This is a genomic window from Blastococcus sp. CCUG 61487, assembly GCF_005222955.1.
Taxonomy (GTDB): Bacteria; Actinomycetota; Actinomycetes; order Mycobacteriales; family Geodermatophilaceae; genus Blastococcus.
Genome location: NZ_LWUA01000233.1, coordinates 1 through 18,935, shown reverse-complemented (window position 1 = coordinate 18,935; position 18,935 = coordinate 1). Strand labels below are relative to the sequence as shown.

The window sequence follows — 18,935 nt, the reverse complement described above, 5'->3', positions numbered from 1 at the left end:
CCGCCGGTCACGGCCGCCGCCACTGCCGGTTCTCCGCCGCGAGCATCTCGTCGGCCGCCCGCGGCCCCCACTCGCCGGCGCGGTAGGGGTAGGGCTCGGTGCCGGCCCAGAACTCCTCCAGCGGGTCGATCACCGCCCACGACGCCTCGACCTCGGCGTTGCGCGGGAACAGGGTGGCGTCCCCGAGCAGCACGTCGAGCAGCAGCCGCTCGTAGGCCTCGGGGGAGGCCTCGGTGAACTGCTCGCCGTAGAGGAAGTCCATCGACACGTCGCGGACCTCCATCACGCTGCCCGGCACCTTCGACCCGAACTTGAGGGTGACCCCTTCGTCGGGCTGCACCCGCACGACCAGCTGGTTGTTGCCCAGCTCCTCGGTGTCGGTGTCGGCGAACGGCAGGTGCGGGGCCCGCTTGAACACCAGCGCGATCTCGGTGACCCGGCGCGGCAGGCGCTTGCCGGTGCGCAGGTAGAAGGGGACGCCGGCCCAGCGCCGGGTCTCGACGCCGAGCCGCACGGCCGCGTAGGTCTCGGTGGTGGAGTCCTCGGCGACGCCGTCCTCCTGCCGGTAGCCGACCACGCGCTCGCCGGCCAGCCAGCCCTGCTCGTACTGGCCGCGGACCGCGAACGTGGCCTTGTCCTCGGGCAGCGAGATCGCCCGCAGCACCTTGAGCTTCTCGATGCCGATCTGCTCGGCCGAGAACTCGACCGGCTCCTCCATGGCGGTGAGCGCCAGCAGCTGCAGCAGGTGGTTCTGCAGGACGTCGCGGGCGGCGCCGGTCTCCTCGTAGAACCCGGCCCGCCCGCCGATGCCGACGTCCTCGGCCATGGTGATCTGCACGGAGTCGACGTGGTGACCGTTCCAGACCGGCTCGAACAGCGTGTTCGCGAACCGCAGCGCCATCAGGTTCTGGACCGTCTCCTTGCCCAGGTAGTGGTCGATGCGGAAGACGTCGTCGGCGCCGAAGACCGAGTCGACGAGCTCGTTGAGCTCCCGGCTGGAGGGCAGGTCGGTGCCGAAGGGCTTCTCGACGACGACTCGGCGCCACCTGTCCCCGGTGCTGTGCGCCATGCCGGTGCGCTCCATCTGCTTGAGCACGACCGGGAACATCGCCGGCGGGATGGAGAGGTAGAAGGCCGCGTTGCCGCCGATGCCGTGGCTGCCCTCGAGCTCGGCGAGCGCCTCGGCCAGGTCGTCGAAGGCGTCGTCGTCGTCGAAGGAGCCCTGGACGAACCGGACGCCGGCGGCCAGGCGGTCCCACACCTCCTCCCGCCACGGGGTGCGGGCGTTCTCGCGGGCCGCGCCGCGGGCGAGCTCGGCGAATTCGGTGTCACCCCAGTCGCGCCGGGCGAAGCCGAGCAGCGCGAAGTTGGTCGGGAGCAACCCGCGGTTGGCCAGGTCGTAGACGGCGGGCAACAGCTTCTTGCGGGCGAGGTCCCCGGTGATGCCGAACACCACCAGCGCGCAGGGCTCGGGTACGCGCGGCAGCCGCCGGTCGCGGGGATCGCGCAGCGGGTTGGGGATCATCGCGGTCTCCGCGCCGTCAGCCCAGAGCCGTCAGGAGCTGGCCGATCCCGGCCGCCCGGTCGGTGAGGTGCAGGTGGAGCAGTGGTCGGCCGCGGTCGGCCAGTGCCTTGCGGTCGCCCGCGGCCTGGGCGGCCTGCAGCCCGCCGAAGCTGTACTGCTGCCCGGGAACCGGCACGTCCTCGGCGATCACGCCGGTGATCTGCAGGAACGCGCCCGTCTGGGGACCGCCCTTGTGGTACTGGCCGGTCGAGTGCAGGAACCGCGGGCCCCAACCGAAGGTGACCGCCCGCTCGGTGCGCGCCGCCACGGCGGCGCGCAGGTCGGCGGCGCTGGCGTCGGCCAGCCGGTCGAGGTAGGCCATGATCGCCAGGTACCCGCCCTCCGGCACGGAGCCCAGCAGCGCGTCGAGGGCCAGCGCGACCCCGTCGTGCGCGCTGAGGTCCACCCCGTCGAGGACGCCGCCGCTGCCGCGCACCTCGATCGCGCCGATCGTCGCCGCCGGCTGCTCGTCGGGCAGCCCGGAGGTGAGGATCGCCGAGGTGTTCTCCTTGCTCTCGGTCACGTTCGGCTGGTCGAAGGGGTTGATCCCCAGGATCCGGCCGGCGACCGCGGTGGCGTACTCCCAGCCGAGGAACTGGGCACCCAGCGGGCCGCTGACCCCCACCGAGGGGGAGGTCGCGGTGCCCGGCGAGCCGACGACGGCGAGCAGGGCGTCGGGTGCGTCCGCGCCGGGAGCGGTCGGTGACTCCAGGACGACGGGCAGGATGCCGCGTCCCTCCTTGCCGGTGGACTCGGCGACGAGCTGCTCGGCCCAGTCGCCGAAGCCCTCGATCGCGTCGGCGCTGTCGGCGAGGGCGAGCTTGTCGCGGCCCTGTGCGGCGGCCGCGCCGAGCACCAGGCCCAGCTCGAGCGCGGGGTTGTCACCCGCGGCCAGCTGGTCGGCGAGCTCTGCGGCGTCGTCGAGCAGCGCGCCGACGTCGGCACCGGCGAGCGCGGAGGGCACCAGACCGAACGCGGACAGGGCGCTGTAGCGGCCCCCGACCGTCGGGTCGGCGAGGAACACCGCGCGGGCGCCCATCGCCACCGCGGTCTCGGCCAGCGGCGAGCCGGGGTCGGTGACGACGACGAACCGGGACCCGACCGCGGCGTCGTCGAGACCGGCCGCGGCGAAGGCGCTCATGAACGCGCGCCGCTGGCTGTCGGTCTCGATCGTGCCGCCGGACTTCGAGGAGACGACGACCACGGTGCGCTCGAGGTCGGTCATCGCCGCGGCGACCTGCCCGGGGTCGGTGGTGTCCAGCACCACCAGGGGCACCCCGGCGGTGCGGCAGATGACCTCGGGGGCCAGGGACGAGCCGCCCATGCCGCACAGCACGATCCGGTCCAGGCCCTCGGAGAGCAGTTGTTCCCGCAGCTCGGCCAGCTGGTCGACCAGTGACCTGGACGACGTGGGGAGGTCGAGCCAGCCGAGCCGGATCGCCGCCTCGTCCTCGGCGTCGGGTCCCCAGAGGGTGGCGTCCTTGCGCGCCAGCCGTGCGGCGACGTCGTCGGCGGCGAGCTGGTCGCGGAGGTCGGCCGGGACGTCGAGCCCGGCGACGTCGACGCGCAAGGTCACTTCTTGTCCTCCAGCTGGGTGCGCACCGACTCGGTCAGCTCGTCCCAGGAGTCGACGAACTTCTGCACGCCCTCCTCCTCGAGCACGCGGAACACGTCGTCGAGGTCGACGCCCGCGTCGGAGACGGCCTGCATGACGGCCGCCGCGTCCTCGTAGGATTTCTGCACCGGCGTGCCGACGGAGCCGTGGTCGGCGTAGGCCCGCATCGTCTTCTCCGGCATGGTGTTCACCGTGCCGGGCGCCACCAGCTCGCTGATGTACAGCGTGTCCGGGTACTCGGGGTTCTTGACCCCAGTCGAGGCCCACAGCGGCCGCTGACGGCGGGCACCCTTGGCCTCCAGCGCGCGCCAGCGGTCGGAGGAGAAGACCTCCTCGTAGGCCTGGTAGGCCAGCTGTGCGTTGGCGACACCCGCCTTGCCCTTCAGGGACGGGTCGGCGCCGGCCGCGTCGAGCCGCTTGTCGATCTCGGTGTCGACGCGGGAGACGAAGAACGAGGCCACCGACTCCAGGCCGCTGAGGTCGGCGTCCGGCGTCGTCTCCAGGCGCTGCTCCAGCCCGGTGAGGTAGGCGTCCATGACCGCCCGGTACCGCTCGAGGCTGAAGATCAGTGTGACGTTGACGCTGATGCCCTTGGCGATCGTCGTCGTGATCGCGGGCAGGCCGGCCTCGGTCGCCGGGATCTTGATGAACAGGTTGGGGCGGTCGACCAGCCACCACAGGTGGGCCGCCTCGGCGGCCGTGGCGTCCGTGTCGTTCGCCAGGCCCGGAGCGACCTCGAGCGAGACGCGCCCGTCACCGGGCTGCCGCTGCGCGACCGGGGCCAGGACGTCGCAGGCCGCCCGCACGTCGTGGGCGGTGATGCTCCGCAGCGCCTCCTCGACGCTGACCTCCAGCGTGGCCAGGCCGTGCAGCTGCTCGTCGTAGACGTCCGAGCCGCTGATCGCGGCCGCGAAGATCGTCGGGTTGGTCGTGACGCCCACGACGGAGTACTCGTCGACCAGCGACTGCAGGTCGCCGCTGAGGATCCGGTCGCGCGACAGGTCGTCGAGCCAGACGGCGACCCCGGCCCGGGAGAGTTCGGCCAGCTTCTCGTTCTGTGCCATGTCTCGTGCCCTTCTCGATGCGGTCGGCGCGGGTCTCGCGAGGGTCCTTACATGTCGCCGGTGGGGGAGTGCAGGACACCGGACGCGTCGGGGCCGAGCGGTCCGACGGGGTCGCTGGACGCCGCGGCGATGCTCTCGCGGGCCGCGGCCACGACAGCCTCGGCGGTGAAGCCGAACTTCTCGTACAGCACCTGGTAGCCGGCGCTGGCCCCGTAGTGGTCGATGCCGACGATCCGGCCGGCGTCGCCCACGAACTCGCGCCAGCCCTGCGGGACCCCGGCCTCGACGCTGACCCGCGCCCGCACCGACGGCGGGAGGACCGACTCCTTGTAGCCGCGATCCTGGGCGGCGAACCACTCGACGCAGGGCACCGAGACGACCCGGGTCGGCACGCCGTCCGCCTCGAGCTGGTCCCGGGCCGCGAGGGCGATCTGCACCTCGGAGCCGGTGCCCAGGAGGATCAGCTCCGGGCTGCCGGACGACGCCTCGGCCAGCACGTAGGCGCCGCGGGCGACGCCCTCCGCCGAGGCGAGCGTCTCGCGGTCGAACACCGGCAGGTTCTGCCGGGACAGGGCGAGCCCCGCGGGGCGGTCGTTGTGCTCGAGGATCGTGCGCCAGGCGACCGCGACCTCGTTGGCGTCGGCCGGGCGGACGACGTCGAGGCCGGGGATGGCCCGCAGCGCGGCGAGGTGCTCGATCGGCTGGTGCGTCGGCCCGTCCTCGCCCAGGCCGATTGAGTCGTGGGTCCACACGTAGGTGACCGGCAGCTGCATGAGCGCCGCGAGCCGGACGGCGCCGCGCATGTAGTCGGAGAAGGTGAGGAACGTGCCGCCGTAGACCCGGGTGCCGCCGTGCAGCGCGATCCCGTTCATGATCGCGCCCATGGCGTGCTCGCGGACGCCGAAGTGCAGGTTGCGCCCGTAGGGGCCGCCCGACCAGGTCTTGGTCTGGCGGTCGGCCGGCAGGAACGACGGCTCGCCCTTGACCGCGGTGTTGTTGCTCTCCGCGAGGTCGGCCGAGCCGCCCCACAGCTCCGGCAGCACCGGGTAGAGGGCGGCCAGCACCTCGCCGGACGCCTTGCGGGTGGCCACGCCCTTCGGGTCGGCCGGCCAGGACGGCAGCTTCGCGGCCCACCCGTCGGGCAGGGTGCGGGTCCGCATCCGCTCCAGCAGCGCGGCGCCGTCCGGGTTGGCCTGCTGCCACGCCGCGAACGCCTGCTCCCACTGCGCCCGGGTCTCCCGCCCGCGGTCGACGACGCGGCGGGCGTGGGCGAGCACCTGCGGGTCGACGTCGAAGGCCTTCTCCGGGTCGAGGCCGAGGATCTCCTTGGTGGCCCGCACCTCGTCCTCGCCGAGCGCCGAGCCGTGGGAGGCGCCGGTGTTCTGCTTGGTGGGCGCGGGCCAGGCGATGATCGTGCGGAGCACGATGATCGACGGACGCCGGGTCTCGGCCTTGGCCGCGGCCAGGGCGGCGTCGAGCGCGGCGAGGTCCTCGCCGTCGTCGACGTGCTGGACGTGCCAGCCGTACGCCTCGTAGCGCGCGCCGACGTCCTCGGTGAAGGCGACAGTCGTGTCGTCCTCGATGGAGATCTTGTTGTCGTCGTAGACGAGGACCAGGTTGCCGAGGCGCTGGGTGCCGGCCAGGGACGACGCCTCGCCGCTGACGCCCTCCTGGAGGTCGCCGTCGGAGCAGAAGGCCCAGATCGTGTGGTCGAACGGGCTCTCGCCCTCGGGGGTGTCGGGGTCGAGCATCCCGCGCTCGCGGCGGGCGGCCATCGCCATGCCGACGGCGTTGCCGACGCCCTGCCCCAGGGGGCCGGTGGTGGTCTCGACGCCCGGGGTGTGGTTGACCTCGGGGTGTCCGGGGGTGAGCGAGCCCCACTGGCGCAGCGCCCGGAGGTCGTCGAGCTCGAGCCCGTAGCCGGAGAGGTACAGCTGGACGTAGAGCGTCAGGCTGCTGTGTCCCATGGACAGGATGAACCTGTCGCGGCCGACCCAGTTCGGGTCGGAGGGGTCGTGGCGCAGCCAGCGCTGGAAGAGGAGGTAGGCCGCCGGGGCCATGCTCATGGCCGTGCCGGGGTGGCCGTTGCCGGCCCGCTGCACCGCGTCCATCGCGAGGACGCGGGCGGTGTCGATCGCCCTGCGGTCGAGGTCGACGAAGCCTTCCGGCAGCGTCGGCTCCGGCTGGGCGGGGCTGCCGGTGGGCGAGTCCGTGGCAGCCTCGGCCGGCGCCTCGGCCTGGGTGCTTCGCGTGTCCATGTGTGTTGCGTCTCCCTCGGATCGGCCTGGTTCCGGCCGCGCGTTCTCGTTGGCGGATCGGGGCCCGGACCGGCGAGCGCCGGGCATTCCCGCGGTGGGCCGCCCGTTCCCGCGTCGGACCGGGTTGCTCCGCCGTTCGTCGACGTCGGCCCTACCCGCATGACCGCCGGCATCAACGTGATCAACCCTAGTCGTCCGGCCGAGCGCCCCACCCGTCGGCGGCAGCCTCGCGGGCTACAGTGGGTGGCGTTCCCATCCCCGGTTCGGAGTGGCCCCCTCGTGCTTTTCGCCTGGCCTGTCGCGGTGCCCTGCGCACGCGCAGCAGCACCCGAGGGCTCCCGGTGACCGCCCTCTCGGAGCGTTCGTCTTCCCGTCGCGACCCGGCCCGCCGGTCGCAGTCCCGCTCCTCGACGATGCGCGCTCGGGTGCTCGCCTACGTGGCCCTCACCAAGCCGCGCATCATCGAGCTGCTGCTGGTCACCACGGTGCCGGCGATGATGCTCGCCGACCGGGGCTGGCCGGACTGGCGGGTCCTGATCGCCACGCTGGTGGGCGGCACGCTGGCCGCGGGTGCTGCGAACGTCTTCAACTGCTACTTCGACCGGGACATCGACAGGTTGATGCAGCGGACCCAGAAGCGTCCGCTGGTCACCGGTGAGGTCACGCCGCGGGCGGCGCTGATCTTCGGCTTCGTGCTCACCGTGGTGTCCATCGCGCTGCTGGCGGCCACGACCACGCCGCTGGCCGCCGCGCTCGCGGCCGGGGCGATCTTCTACTACGCCGTCCTCTACACGATGGTGTTCAAGCGGCACACCAAGCGCAGCACCGAGTGGGGCGGCGTCCCCGGGGCGGCGCCGGTGCTCATCGGCTGGGCCGCGGTGACCGGCTCCCTGGACTGGCCGGCCCTCCTCGTCTTCGCCGTCGTCTGGGCCTGGCAGATGCCGCACTTCTGGGCACTGGCCCTGCGGTTCAGGGACGACTACGCCCGGGCCGACGTCCCGATGCTCCCGGTGGTCACGACGGCGGAGTCGGTGGGCCGGCAGACGGTCGGGTGGGCCTGGGTGACCGCCGCGCTGTCGCTGCTGCTGTGGCCGGTCGCCTCCGACTACGGCATCGGGCTGGGCTACACGATCCCGGCGGTGCTGCTCGGCGGCTGGTTCGTCGTGGAGTCGCACCGGCTGCTGCGCCGCATCAAGGCCGGTGGCGAGACCAAGCCGATGCAGCTGTTCCACGTCTCGATCTCGTACCTCGCGCTGCTGATGGTCGCGATCGTCGTCGACGCCATCGTCTGAGCCGTGCGGCGCTCCGAGTTCGCGCGGCTGGTCGACCACACCCTGCTGAAGTCGGAGGCGCTCGGCGCCGACGTCGACGCGCTGGTGGACGACGCGCTGGCGGCCGGGGTCGCCGCGGTCTGCGTCTCGTCCGCCCGGGTGGGCCGGGCTGCGGGCCGGCTCACGGGCTCCGGCGTCGCTGCCTGCACGGTCGTCGGCTTCCCGTCCGGCGCCGTGCTTCCCGAGGCGAAGGTGGCCGAGGTGCACCGGGCCGCCGAGGCCGGCGCCACCGAGTTCGACATGGTGCTGGACATCGGCCGGCTCCGGGACGGCGACCGCGACGGCGTGGTCCGGGACATCGCGGCGGTCCGTGCGGCGGTGCCGGACGGCGGACTGCTCAAGGTGATCCTCGAGACCGCCGCGCTGGACGACGACCGGATCCGCCTCGGCTGCCTGCTGGCCCGCGACGCCGGCGCCGACTTCGTGAAGACGTCGACGGGCTTCCACCCGAGCGGCGGTGCCACCGTCGAGGCGGTGCGGCTGATGCGGGAGACGGTGCCCGACCTCGGGGTCAAGGCCTCCGGCGGCATCCGGGACCTGGCGACGGCGCTGCGGATGCTCGACGCCGGCGCGACCCGCCTCGGCATGAGCGCGACCGTCGCCGTCCTCGCCGAGCTGCCGGACTAGGGCCTCGTGCGGCGGGACCTGGCCAACGCGCGGATGGGGGAGTTCGTCGGCGCCGACGGGCGGACCTACTCCCTGGTCGCCCGCCGGATCGAGCGGGCCGAGGTCGAGGAGCTGATCGAGTCGGGCTGGCCGGTGGTGAGCTACCTCGTCGGCGGCCGCCTGCTGTGGCACGACGAGGACGACGCCTGGCCGGCCTGGGCGGACGCCCGCAGCGCGCCGGAGACGGTCACCGGCTCCCGGTGGGAGTCACTGGAGGGAGCGGTCGCCGTCGTCCTCGTCTGGCACGGCTGAGCCCCCGGTCAGCGGGTGGCGGCGGCCGGTTCCGTCGGCACGGTCAGCGGCTGCTCCGACGCCGGCCCGCGCACCGACCACACCAGCCGCGCGGTGTAGGCGGCGATCAGCACCGCGCCCAGCATGTGCAGCAGCACGAGGACGATCGGCAGGCCGGTGAAGTACTGGACGTAGCCGACGACGCCCTGCAGCAGCTGGACGATCAGCACGTCGCGGGCGGCGCGGCGCACCCGACCAGGGGTCTCCGTCACGTGCAGCGCGACCAGCAGGGCCACGGTGAGCCCGAGGAGCAGGAAGACGGCGTCGGCGTGCAGGTGGCTGATCAGCTCGGGGTCGAACCCGGTGCGCCCGGCCTCGAGGTCGCCGCTGTGCGGACCGCTCCCGGTGACGACCGTCCCCATGACGAGCACCAGCGCGGTGACCGCGGCGATGGCTAGCACCAGCAGCCGGAACGGCCGCCCCACCACCGGGTGGCCGACGCCGGGTTCGCGCGAGCGGAGCCACAGCACGGTGGTGAGCGCGACCAGGACCATGGAGATGAGGAAGTGGGCGGCGACGGTCCAGGGGTTCAGGCCGGTGAGGACGGTGATCCCGCCGAGGACGCCCTGGGCCGGGATGCCGAGGAACGCGGCGACGGCGAGCGGGCGCAGGTCGCGCCGGGCGGATCGGACCACCACCACGACGAGGGCGATGGCGAGCACCGAGAGGACGAAGGTGAGCAGCCGGTTGCCGAACTCGACGACGCCGTGGATGCCCATCTCCGGCGTGGTCGTGAAGCTCTCGTCGGTGCACCGCGGCCACGTCGGGCAGCCCAGGCCGGAGCCGGTGAGCCGGACGACGCCGCCGGTGACGACGATCCCGCCGTTGGCCACGACGTTGGCGAAGGCGACCCGCGAGATCGTGGTGGGGGAGAAGGCGGTGGGCAGGACCGGCACGCCTCGATGCTAGTCACAGGACCCTCGTGACCCCCCGCCGCTCGCACGCTCGCGACGGGCCCCTGCACGAGGGCCGTGAGCTTGGTCACGGCGAGGTCCCCAGCGGCGTTTCTTAGGACGACCTTGCTTGCGGCGACCGCGAAATAGGACACACTCGTGTTGTGGAAAGCGCCCTGTCCTCCCCGCGTCCGTCGGCGACCGCCGACGACGGGCGGACACGCGACCGCGTGAGCGCGCTGCTGCTCGAGCACGGCCCGCAGACGGCCACCGAGCTCGCCGGCCGGCTGGGCATCTCGCCCGCGGCCGTGCGCCGTCACCTGGACGCGCTCGTCGTCGCCGGCCGGCTCGAGGAGCGCCAGACGCGGGCCCCCCACCGCGGCCGGGGCCGCCCGGCCCGCCGGTTCCACCTGACCGACGCCGCCGCGCGTCGTTCCCGCACGCCTACGACGACCTGGCGCTCACCGCGCTGCGCTACGTCGCCGCCTCGGGCGGCCCCGACGCCGTCCGCGCCGTCGCCGAGCAGCAGCTCGCGGGCCTGGAGCGCCGCGCGTCGAGCGCGGTGGAGAGCGCCGTGCACGCGGCCGGGGGAGCGCCGGTCGACCGGGCACAGGCCCTGGCCGCCGCGCTGACGGCCGAGGGTTACGCTGCCACGGCCTCGGCGATCTCCAGCGGTGGTCAGCTGTGCCAGCACCACTGCCCGGTGGCGCACGTCGCGGCCGAGTTCCCGCAGCTGTGCGAGGCGGAGACCGCGGTCATCGGCCGGCTGGTCGGCACCCACGTGCAGCGGCTGGCGACCATCGCGCACGGCGACGGGATCTGCACCACGCACATCCCGGGCCCCCTGCAGACCGGACCCCCGCGGGCGGGGAACAGATCGACCCCCACCCGCCCTGTACGAGGTGAGCGAGCGGCGCCCGCCAGCGCGCCCACCAGCACGAGCAGCACCCCCACGAACCACCGGGAGAGGACGCCCGCATGACCAGCACCCAGCAGCCGGCCCCGCCGCTGACGCAGGACGAGCAGATCGCCCAGCTCGGCAACTACGAGTACGGCTGGGCGGACGCCGACATCGCCGGCGCGTCGGCGCGGCGCGGGCTCAACGAAGAGGTCGTCCGCGACATCTCGGCGCGGAAGAACGAGCCCGAGTGGATGCTCGAGCGCCGGCTCAAGGCCCTCAAGCTGTTCGACCGCAAGCCGATGCCCGACTGGGGCTCGGACCTGTCGGGGATCGACTTCCAGAACATCAAGTACTTCGTGCGCTCCACCGAGAAGCAGGCCACCTCGTGGGAGGAGCTGCCGGAGGACATCAAGAACACCTACGACAAGCTGGGCATCCCCGAGGCGGAGAAGCAGCGGCTGGTCGCGGGTGTCGCCGCCCAGTACGAGTCCGAGGTCGTCTACCACCAGATCCGCGAGGACCTGGAGGAGCAGGGCGTCCTCTTCCTGGACACCGACACCGCGCTCAAGGAGCACCCGGAGATCTTCCAGGAGTACTTCGGCTCGGTGATCCCGTCCGGCGACAACAAGTTCGCCGCGCTGAACACCGCCGTGTGGTCGGGTGGCTCCTTCATCTACGTGCCGCCGGGCGTGCACGTCGAGATCCCGCTGCAGGCATACTTCCGGATCAACACCGAGAACATGGGCCAGTTCGAGCGGACGCTGATCATCGTCGACGAGGGCGCCTACGTGCACTACGTCGAGGGCTGCACCGCGCCGATCTACAAGAGCGACTCGCTGCACTCCGCCGTCGTCGAGATCATCGTCAAGAAGAACGCGCGCTGCCGGTACACGACCATCCAGAACTGGTCGAACAACGTCTACAACCTGGTCACCAAGCGGGCCGTGGCCCACGAAGGCGCGACCATGGAGTGGGTCGACGGCAACATCGGCTCCAAGGTGACGATGAAGTACCCGGCCGTGTGGATGACCGGCGAGCACGCCAAGGGCGAGGTCCTCTCGATCGCGTTCGCGGGCGAGGGCCAGCACCAGGACGCCGGCGCCAAGATGGTGCACGCGGCGCCGCACACGTCGTCCACGATCATCAGCAAGTCCGTCGCCCGTGGCGGCGGCCGCACCTCCTACCGCGGGCTGGTCCAGGTCGACGAGGGTGCCTACGGCTCGAAGTCCACGGTGAAGTGCGACGCGCTGCTGGTCGACACGATCAGCCGGTCGGACACCTACCCCTACGTCGACGTCCGCGAGGACGACGTCGCCATGGGCCACGAGGCGACGGTCTCGCGGGTCAGCGAGGACCAGCTCTTCTACCTGATGAGCCGCGGCTTGTCCGAGGACGAGGCCATGGCGATGGTGGTGCGCGGGTTCGTCGAGCCGATCGCCCGCGAGCTGCCCATGGAGTACGCCCTCGAGCTGAACCGGCTCATCGAGCTGCAGATGGAAGGTGCCGTCGGCTGATGTCGGCAGACAACACGACAGGACTCACCACGGAGTCGGCCACCATGGCCGGCGAGCTGTTCGCCGAGGGGGTCGGCGCCCAGGCCGGCCCCCCGACGACGCCCGCCGACTCGACGGCCGTCCCCGCCGGCGCGCACTCGCACGGTGGCCCCACCCCGACCGGCTCGCCGGCCGAGCGGTTCACCTCCACCGACCCGGACGCGTTCGGCGTGCCGACCGGCCGTGAGGAGGAGTGGCGCTTCACCCCGATGAAGCGCATCCGCCGGCTGCTGGACGGTGCTCCGTCCGACGCCCACCTCAGCTGGACGACCGACCTGCCCGAGGGCGTCGAGCTGACCAGCGTCGAGGCCGACGACCCGCTGCTCAAGGGCCTGCCCGAGCCGGTGGACCGGCTGGCCGCGCTCACCCGTCAGCGCAGCGGCGGCGCCGCCGTCGTCCGCGTCGCGCAGGAGGCCCAGCTCGACCGGCCGGTGACGCTCGACCTGGCCGGCACGGGTTCGGACGACGTCGTCTGGGGTCAGCTGGTCATCGAGGTCGGGGCGTTCGCCAAGGCCACGATCGTGCTGGACCACAGCGGGCAGGCCATGTACTCCGGCGGCGTGGCCGTGCTCGTCGGTGACGGCGCCGACGTCACCCTCGTCTCCGTCCAGGAGTGGGCGCCGGGTGCGGTCCACGGCGGCCAGTACGACGCCGTCGTCGGCCGGGACGCCACGTTCAAGCAGGTCGTGGTCACCCTCGGCGGTGACCTCGTCCGGCTGGTGAGCAACGTCCAGTACTCCGGGCCCGGTGGTCGCGCGGACCTCTTCGGCGTGTACTTCTCCGACGAGACCCAGCACCAGGAGCACCGGCTCTGGGTTGACCACGCCGTCCCGAACTGCACCAGCAACGTGCTCTACAAGGGCGCGCTGCAGGGCGAGGGGGCGCGCACGGTCTGGATCGGTGACGTCCGCATCCGCCCGGCGGCGACCGGCACCGACACCTACGAGCTCAACCGCAACCTGGTGCTCACCGACGGCGCCCGCGCCGACTCGGTGCCGAACCTGGAGATCGAGACCGGCGAGATCGTCGGGGCCGGCCACGCCAGCGCGACCGGCCGGTTCGACGACGAGCAGCTGTTCTACCTGTGCTCGCGCGGCATCGACGCCGAGACCGCCCGCCGCCTCGTGGTGCGCGGCTTCTTCGCCGACGTCGTGCAGCACATCGGCATCGACGCGCTGCAGGACCGGCTGATGGCCTCCATCGACGCCCGGCTCGGCGCGCTGCCCGCGCTGGACGACCAGCCCGTCGAGGTGGGCTGAGCATGGCGTTCGAGCGCGTCTGCGCGCTGGCCGACGTCCCGGAGAACGGCTCGCTACGGGTCGAGCTCGCGGACATCGACGTCGCCGTCGTCAACTACGAGGGGCAGATCTACGCCCTCGAGGACAGGTGCACGCACGCCGACGTCCCGCTGACCGAGGGGGACGTCGAGCTGTACGCCGGCGCCCCGACCATCGAGTGCTACCTGCACGGCTCGTGCTTCGACCTGCGCACGGGCGAGCCCACCAACCCGCCGGCCACCGAGCCGGTCGACGTCTACCCGGTCCGCGTGGAGGGGGAGGACGTCCTGGTCGACACCGAGGCCGACGGGCGCCTTCCGCTCGCGGCCGGCAACTGAGGAGCGAGAAGAAGTGTCCGTTCTGGAGATCCGCGACCTGCACGTGTCGGTCGGCGAGGGTGACGAAGCCAAGGAGATCCTCCGTGGCGTCGACCTCACCGTCCGCTCCGGTGAGACCCACGCGATCATGGGCCCGAACGGGTCGGGCAAGTCGACCCTGGCCTACTCGATCGCCGGCCACCCCAAGTACACGATCACCGGCGGCTCGGTGACGCTCGACGGCGAGGACGTCCTCGAGATGAGCGTCGACGAGCGCGCCCGCGCCGGCCTGTTCCTGGCCATGCAGTACCCCGTCGAGGTGCCGGGGGTGAGCGTGTCCAACTTCCTGCGGACCGCCGCCACCGCCATCAAGGGCGAGGCCCCGAAGCTGCGGAACTGGGTCAAGGACGTCAAGACCGAGATGACCGCGCTGGAGATGGACCCGGCGTTCGCCGAGCGCAACGTCAACGAGGGCTTCTCCGGTGGTGAGAAGAAGCGCCACGAGATCCTGCAGATGCGGCTGCTCAAGCCGAAGATCGCGATCCTCGACGAAACCGACTCCGGCCTCGACGTCGACGCGCTGCGGGTCGTCTCCGAGGGCGTCAACCGCAGCCGCGAGGAGGGCGAGATCGGCACGTTGCTGATCACGCACTACACGCGGATCCTGCGCTACATCAAGCCCGACTTCGTGCACGTCTTCGTGAACGGCCGGATCGCCGAGGAGGGCGGCCCGGAGCTCGCGGAGAAGCTGGAGGACGAGGGCTACGCGGCGTACGTGAAGGGCCCGGCGGAGGTCGCGTCCGCATGACCGCGACCGCCTCGCGTCCCGCGACGGGGGCGCGCCCCCCGCTCCCGCTGGACGTCGAGGCGATCCGGGCGGACTTCCCGATCCTGTCGCGCACCGTGCGGGACGGGAAGCGGCTGGTCTACCTCGACTCCGGCGCCACCTCGCAGAAGCCGCGCCAGGTGCTCGACGCCGAGCGCTGGTTCTACGAGAACGTGAACGCCGCGCCGCACCGGGGAGCCCACCAGCTCGCCGAGGAGGCGACCGGCGCCTACGAGGAGGCGCGGGCGACGATCGGCGCGTTCATCGGGGCGCCGGAGAACGAGATCGTCTTCACCCGCAACACCACCGAGGCGATCAACCTCGTGGCCTACGCGCTGTCCAACGCCACGACGGCCAAGGAGCCGGAGTTCCGCACCTACGCCGTCGGCCAGGGCGACGAGATCGTCGTGACCGAGATGGAGCACCACGCCGACCTCGTGCCGTGGCAGCAGCTGTGCGAGCGCACCGGGGCGACCCTGCGCTGGCTGGGGCTCACCGACGACGGCCGGCTGGACCTCTCGGACCTGACCACGGTGGTCAACGAGCGCACCAAGCTCGTCGCGGTCACCCAGCAGTCGAACATCCTCGGCACGATCAACCCGCTGGGCGAGATCGTGGCGCGGGCGCACGAGGTCGGCGCGCTCGTGCTGGTCGACGGCGCGCAGTCGGTGCCGCACCAGCCGGTCGACGTGCAGGCGCTCGGCGCTGACTTCCTGGTGTTCTCCGGGCACAAGATGCTCGGGCCCACCGGGGTCGGCGTGCTGTGGGGCCGGTACGAGGTGCTCGACAAGCTGCCGCCCTTCCTGACCGGCGGCTCGATGATCGAGGTCGTGCGCATGGAGGGAAGCACCTTCATGCCGCCGCCGCAGCGCTTCGAGGCCGGCGTCCCGATGACCGCCCAGGTCATCGGCCTGGCCGCCGCCGTCGACTACCTGCAGGCGCTCGGCATGGAGAAGGTGCACGCCCACGAGGAGGCGCTCACCGCCTACGCGCTGGAGCAGCTCGCCGCGATCCCGGGCGTCACCGTCGTCGGTCCGGCCGACACCGTCGCCCGCGGTGGGGCGATCTCGTTCACCGTCGACGGCATCCACCCGCACGACGTCGGCCAGGTGCTCGACGACCTCGGGATCGCCGTCCGCGTCGGGCACCACTGCGCCTGGCCGGTCGTCCGCCGCTACGGCGTGCCGGCGACCACCCGGGCCACGTTCTACGTGCACACCGGCTACGACGACATCGACGCGCTGGCCGAGGGAATTCGCGCGGCGCAGAAGTTCTTCGGAGTTGTCTGATGCAACTCGAATCGATGTACCAGGAGATCATCCTGGACCACTACAAGAACCCCCAGGGCCGAGGGCTCCGCGAGCCGTTCGAGGCCGAGGTGCACCACGTCAACCCGACCTGCGGGGACGAGGTGACGCTGCGCGTGCACGTCGAGGACGACGCCTCCGGTGAGCCCGTGCTGGCCGACGTCTCCTACGAGGGCATGGGCTGCTCGATCAGCCAGGCGTCGATCTCGGCCATGTACGAGCTGGTCGTCGGCAAGCCCGTCGACCAGGCGCTGCAGACCGGCGAGCACTTCATGACCCTGATGCAGGCCAAGGGCGACCCCGCCGTCGCCGAGAAGCTCGAGGACGAACTGGAGGACGCCGTCGCGTTCGCCGGCGTCTCCAAGTACCCGGCCCGCATCAAGTGCGCCCTGATGAGCTGGATGGCGTTGAAGGACGCCTCCGCCCGAGCCCTGGCGACCACCACCCCCTCAGGAGGAACGGCATGAGCGAGACGACCGAGAACGCCACTCCCGCGACCGATGGGGCGCCGGCCTACAAGACCGCGCTGCTCGAGGACCTCGAGGAGGCCATGCGCGACGTCGTCGACCCCGAGCTCGGGGTCAACGTCGTCGACCTGGGCCTGGTCTACGGCATCGACGTCGACGACGACGAGAACGTCGCGGTCATCGACATGACGCTGACCTCCGCGGCCTGCCCGCTGACCGACGTCATCGAGGACCAGGCCCGCCAGGCGCTGACCGGGGGCCCCGGCCCCGGGCTGGTCGACGACATCCGGATCAACTGGGTCTGGATGCCGCCGTGGGGCCCGGACAAGATCACCGACGACGGCCGCGAGCAGCTGCGCGCCCTCGGCTTCCGCGTGTGATGGAGGACCCCCTTCCTCCCCGCCCTGCGCACGCCCAGGTCGGGACTCCGGAAGGGGGGCTCTCCGGACTGCTGTCCGGACTCGTCTCCGGTCGGGTGTCACCGGCCGATGCGAGCGTGACCACGCTGCCCGCGCCCTCCGGGGCGCGGGCAGCCGTCGTCGGTGGCACCGCCTGGCACGTGGTCGCAGCCGACGTCGATGCCGACTGGGTCGCTGCGCAGGTGGCCGACGACCCGATCGCGGCACCGCTCGGCGCGCGCTTCCTCTCGGCGCTCGCCGACCGGATCGGTGCCGAGCCCGGCGTCCTGGACGCCGTTCTCCTCGCCCCGCCCCTGCCAGGAGGCGCGCGGGACCTGGTGCCCGTCGAGCTCGAGCACCCGCGGGTCGACCGTGCGCTGCTGTACCGGGCGGACGTCGGGGTGTGGGCGTCCGCCGACGGAACGGGGATGCTCACCCTCGGCCGCGGGGTGGCCGGCCGGCTCGAGGTGAGTCTGGAGGTCGAGCCGGGCTCCCGCAGTCGCGGACGGGGGACCGCTCTCGCGCTGGCCGCCCGCTCGCTGGCGACGGAGGCGGTGTGGGCGCAGGTGGCGCCGGCCAACACCGCATCTCTGCGCGCCTTTCTCGCCGCCGGCTATCGGCCGGTAGGCGCCGAAGTCCTCTTCGGCCCCTGAGCACTGCGGCCTCGGCCTCCCACGCTGTGACCCTGGTGACCGGTCGGCGGGAGGTCGACCCACATTCGTCTCGCTCGCCTGGTGCCTCGACCCCGAAAACTGTCGGTGTTCGAACGTATGATCGATCCCATGGAACACCAGCCGCCCCTCGACCCCACCGCCGTCGGTGGTGGTGCGCCGGTGGCCGGGTGGGCGTCCGGCCCGCTCGGGGTGGTGCAGGAGCTGGATCGGGAGATCACCCGGCTGACCGCGGCCCGGGCGCGGGCGGTGGCGGAGTTCGCCGCGTCCCGGCCGGTGTCGGCCGACCGGCAGCCCGGCGAGCCCGGGGCGATGAGCGCTGCGCGGCGCGCCGCCCGGCCGGAGGTGCTGGCCGGGGTGAGCGAGTGGGCGGTGCCGGAGCTGTCGATCGCGCTGGCGGTGAGCAAGCAGGCCGCCGGGCTGGACCTGGAGCGCTCGCTCACCCTGGTCTCCCGGCTGCCGGGCACCCTGGAGGCGTTGGAGTCGGGGCTGCTGCATGCGGGGCATCTGTGGGCGCTGCGGGAGCGGGTGGCGGTCATCGCCGACGACGACCGGCGGGCCGCGTTGGAGCGGGACGTGCTGGCGTGGGTGGCCGCGCGGGCGGCGCGGCGGGAGATCACCACGCCGGCGCAGCTGGCCGACAAGCTGCGCCGGATGGGCCTGGGCCGGGATCCGAAGCAGGAGGCCGAGGAACTGGTGGCCGGGCTGCGGGCCCGTGGGGTGTGGGCGCGCCGGGACCGCCGGGCCGGGATGGCGGTGCTGGAAGCGCTGCTGACCGCGCCGGAGGCGCAGGCGGTGGTCGATGCGCTGGGCCGCTACGCCGACGCGCTGCCCGAGGACCCGGCCGACGCCCGTACCCGTGGGCAGAAGATGGCCGACGTCCTGCTGGACCTGGTGCTGCGCCCGGGCGAATCCCAGCTGCCGCCGGTGCAGGCGCAGCTGACCCTGGTCGCCGGGGTGCGGGCTCTGCTCGGCGGCAGCGCGCCTGGGCAGGTGGGTGGGGAGACGGTGCCCGCGGAGATGGTCCGCGCCCTGGCCCGGGCCCTCGGCCTGCTCACCCCCGCACCCGACACCACCCCCGCCGAGCCGGAGCCGGACGAGCACCCGGCCCCGGGCGAGGATTCGGTGCCGTTCGTGGACCCGGGTGGGCGGCCCGATGACACCTGGCCGGACCAGGTGCGCGCGGACTTCGACAAATGGGAAGCCGAACTCGACGCCCGCGCCCTGGCCGGCGTGTGGGGCGGCGAAGACGACCCACCCCCCGAGGTGCAGCAAGCCTGGTGGGACGACGAAGCCCGCCGGCTCGCCCAGCAGAGCAGCCACGACGACGGAGCACCCACCGCACCGGCACCGACGCCGGCCACCGAGACCGCCGAGGCCGCCGGAGCTGAACCCGGCGAGGCCGGCACGACCACGGCTGCCCCCGCGACCATGGGCCTGCGGGCGGCCGCGCGCGCCGCCGCCGAGCAGGCCGACCTGGCCCTGCTCCGCTTCGACCAGGCCCTGCGCCGCGCCTCGGCCGCCGCCGGACGCGCC

19 protein-coding genes are annotated in these 18,935 nt (G+C 72.8%); 14 read left to right on the top strand and 5 right to left on the bottom strand.

Annotated features, from left to right (window positions below):
- Positions 1-7 precede the first annotated feature (7 nt).
- Genes zwf through tkt form a run of 4 tightly spaced genes read right to left on the bottom strand, consistent with a single transcriptional unit; the run spans position 8 to position 6,501 of the window.
- The gene (gene zwf, locus A6V29_RS12680) at positions 8-1,525 is read right to left on the bottom strand and encodes a glucose-6-phosphate dehydrogenase (RefSeq protein WP_137160631.1); all 1,518 of its coding nucleotides are present in this window, start codon (positions 1,523-1,525) and stop codon (positions 8-10) included.
- A gap of 16 nt (positions 1,526-1,541) precedes the next feature.
- Entirely contained in the window at positions 1,542-3,140 is a 1,599-nt protein-coding gene (locus A6V29_RS12675; RefSeq protein WP_137160630.1) for a phosphoglucose isomerase-related protein, read from the bottom strand.
- On the bottom strand, positions 3,137-4,243 hold the full coding sequence (gene tal, locus A6V29_RS12670) for a transaldolase (protein WP_137160629.1): 1,107 nt from the start codon (positions 4,241-4,243) through the stop codon (positions 3,137-3,139). Before tal ends, A6V29_RS12675 begins: the two co-directional genes overlap by 4 nt.
- 47 nt (positions 4,244-4,290) lie before the next feature.
- Positions 4,291-6,501 (bottom strand): transketolase, encoded by a 2,211-nt coding sequence (gene tkt / locus A6V29_RS12665; protein WP_137160628.1) that lies wholly within the window; start codon positions 6,499-6,501, stop codon positions 4,291-4,293.
- Positions 6,502-6,842: 341 nt separating this feature from the next.
- On the opposite strand from tkt, the gene A6V29_RS12660 reads away from it, so the two are divergent.
- The 3 genes from A6V29_RS12660 to A6V29_RS12650 are packed head-to-tail and all read left to right on the top strand — an operon-like array spanning position 6,843 to position 8,750.
- Entirely contained in the window at positions 6,843-7,793 is a 951-nt protein-coding gene (locus tag A6V29_RS12660) for a heme o synthase (RefSeq protein WP_137160627.1), read from the top strand.
- Positions 7,794-7,796: 3 nt separating this feature from the next.
- On the top strand, positions 7,797-8,459 hold the full coding sequence (gene deoC, locus A6V29_RS12655) for a deoxyribose-phosphate aldolase (RefSeq protein WP_137160626.1): 663 nt from the start codon (positions 7,797-7,799) through the stop codon (positions 8,457-8,459).
- Positions 8,460-8,465: 6 nt separating this feature from the next.
- The gene (locus A6V29_RS12650; RefSeq protein ID WP_137160625.1) at positions 8,466-8,750 is read left to right on the top strand and encodes a hypothetical protein; all 285 of its coding nucleotides are present in this window, start codon (positions 8,466-8,468) and stop codon (positions 8,748-8,750) included.
- A gap of 8 nt (positions 8,751-8,758) precedes the next feature.
- Here the strand turns inward: A6V29_RS12650 and A6V29_RS12645 are convergent, their stop codons facing one another.
- Positions 8,759-9,685 carry a COX15/CtaA family protein gene (locus A6V29_RS12645; protein ID WP_137160624.1) on the bottom strand — a complete coding sequence of 309 codons (927 nt, stop codon included), beginning with the start codon at positions 9,683-9,685 and terminating at the stop codon, positions 8,759-8,761.
- Between the two features lie 161 nt (positions 9,686-9,846).
- Here A6V29_RS12645 and A6V29_RS21665 point away from each other — a divergent pair, with 161 nt between their 5' ends.
- The 11 genes from A6V29_RS21665 to A6V29_RS12595 all read left to right on the top strand — a co-directional run.
- Complete coding sequence (locus tag A6V29_RS21665) at positions 9,847-10,314, top strand: helix-turn-helix domain-containing protein (RefSeq protein ID WP_349642950.1); 468 nt, start codon at positions 9,847-9,849, stop codon at positions 10,312-10,314.
- A complete protein-coding gene (locus A6V29_RS21660; protein ID WP_249933203.1) occupies positions 10,245-10,664 on the top strand; it encodes a helix-turn-helix transcriptional regulator in 420 nt (139 codons plus the stop codon). Before A6V29_RS21665 ends, A6V29_RS21660 begins: the two co-directional genes overlap by 70 nt.
- Positions 10,661-12,097: a Fe-S cluster assembly protein SufB gene (gene sufB / locus A6V29_RS12635; RefSeq protein ID WP_137160623.1), complete on the top strand. Its 1,437-nt coding sequence runs from the start codon at positions 10,661-10,663 to the stop codon at positions 12,095-12,097. The genes A6V29_RS21660 and sufB overlap by 4 nt, the downstream gene beginning before the upstream one ends.
- Positions 12,097-13,395 (top strand): Fe-S cluster assembly protein SufD, encoded by a 1,299-nt coding sequence (gene sufD / locus A6V29_RS12630; RefSeq protein WP_212719347.1) that lies wholly within the window; start codon positions 12,097-12,099, stop codon positions 13,393-13,395. Before sufB ends, sufD begins: the two co-directional genes overlap by 1 nt.
- Before the next feature lie 2 nt (positions 13,396-13,397).
- Positions 13,398-13,751: a Rieske (2Fe-2S) protein gene (locus tag A6V29_RS12625; protein WP_137160622.1), complete on the top strand. Its 354-nt coding sequence runs from the start codon at positions 13,398-13,400 to the stop codon at positions 13,749-13,751.
- A 13-nt stretch (positions 13,752-13,764) separates the two neighbouring features.
- A complete protein-coding gene (sufC, locus tag A6V29_RS12620; RefSeq protein WP_137160621.1) occupies positions 13,765-14,538 on the top strand; it encodes a Fe-S cluster assembly ATPase SufC in 774 nt (257 codons plus the stop codon).
- On the top strand, positions 14,535-15,845 hold the full coding sequence (locus tag A6V29_RS12615; RefSeq protein WP_137160620.1) for a cysteine desulfurase: 1,311 nt from the start codon (positions 14,535-14,537) through the stop codon (positions 15,843-15,845). Before sufC ends, A6V29_RS12615 begins: the two co-directional genes overlap by 4 nt.
- Positions 15,845-16,330: a Fe-S cluster assembly sulfur transfer protein SufU gene (gene sufU / locus A6V29_RS12610; RefSeq protein WP_137160619.1), complete on the top strand. Its 486-nt coding sequence runs from the start codon at positions 15,845-15,847 to the stop codon at positions 16,328-16,330. The genes A6V29_RS12615 and sufU overlap by 1 nt, the downstream gene beginning before the upstream one ends.
- On the top strand, positions 16,327-16,710 hold the full coding sequence (locus A6V29_RS12605) for a metal-sulfur cluster assembly factor (RefSeq protein ID WP_137160618.1): 384 nt from the start codon (positions 16,327-16,329) through the stop codon (positions 16,708-16,710). The genes sufU and A6V29_RS12605 overlap by 4 nt, the downstream gene beginning before the upstream one ends.
- Positions 16,711-16,826: 116 nt before the next feature.
- Complete coding sequence (locus A6V29_RS12600) at positions 16,827-17,381, top strand: hypothetical protein (protein ID WP_212719345.1); 555 nt, start codon at positions 16,827-16,829, stop codon at positions 17,379-17,381.
- Between the two features lie 129 nt (positions 17,382-17,510).
- On the top strand, positions 17,511-18,935 hold a 1,425-nt coding region (locus A6V29_RS12595; RefSeq protein ID WP_137160617.1), incomplete at its 3' end, for a 13E12 repeat family protein.

Coding starts and splice junctions, on each gene's coding strand:
- A6V29_RS12605 (WP_137160618.1), top strand. CDS start 16,327: ATGAGCGAGACGACCGAGAACGCCACTCCCGCGACCGATGGGGCGCCG.
- zwf (WP_137160631.1), bottom strand. CDS start 1,525: ATGATCCCCAACCCGCTGCGCGATCCCCGCGACCGGCGGCTGCCGCGC.
- A6V29_RS12615 (WP_137160620.1), top strand. CDS start 14,535: ATGACCGCGACCGCCTCGCGTCCCGCGACGGGGGCGCGCCCCCCGCTC.
- sufD (WP_212719347.1), top strand. CDS start 12,097: ATGTCGGCAGACAACACGACAGGACTCACCACGGAGTCGGCCACCATG.
- sufB (WP_137160623.1), top strand. CDS start 10,661: ATGACCAGCACCCAGCAGCCGGCCCCGCCGCTGACGCAGGACGAGCAG.
- tkt (WP_137160628.1), bottom strand. CDS start 6,501: ATGGACACGCGAAGCACCCAGGCCGAGGCGCCGGCCGAGGCTGCCACG.
- sufU (WP_137160619.1), top strand. CDS start 15,845: ATGCAACTCGAATCGATGTACCAGGAGATCATCCTGGACCACTACAAG.
- tal (WP_137160629.1), bottom strand. CDS start 4,243: ATGGCACAGAACGAGAAGCTGGCCGAACTCTCCCGGGCCGGGGTCGCC.
- A6V29_RS12625 (WP_137160622.1), top strand. CDS start 13,398: ATGGCGTTCGAGCGCGTCTGCGCGCTGGCCGACGTCCCGGAGAACGGC.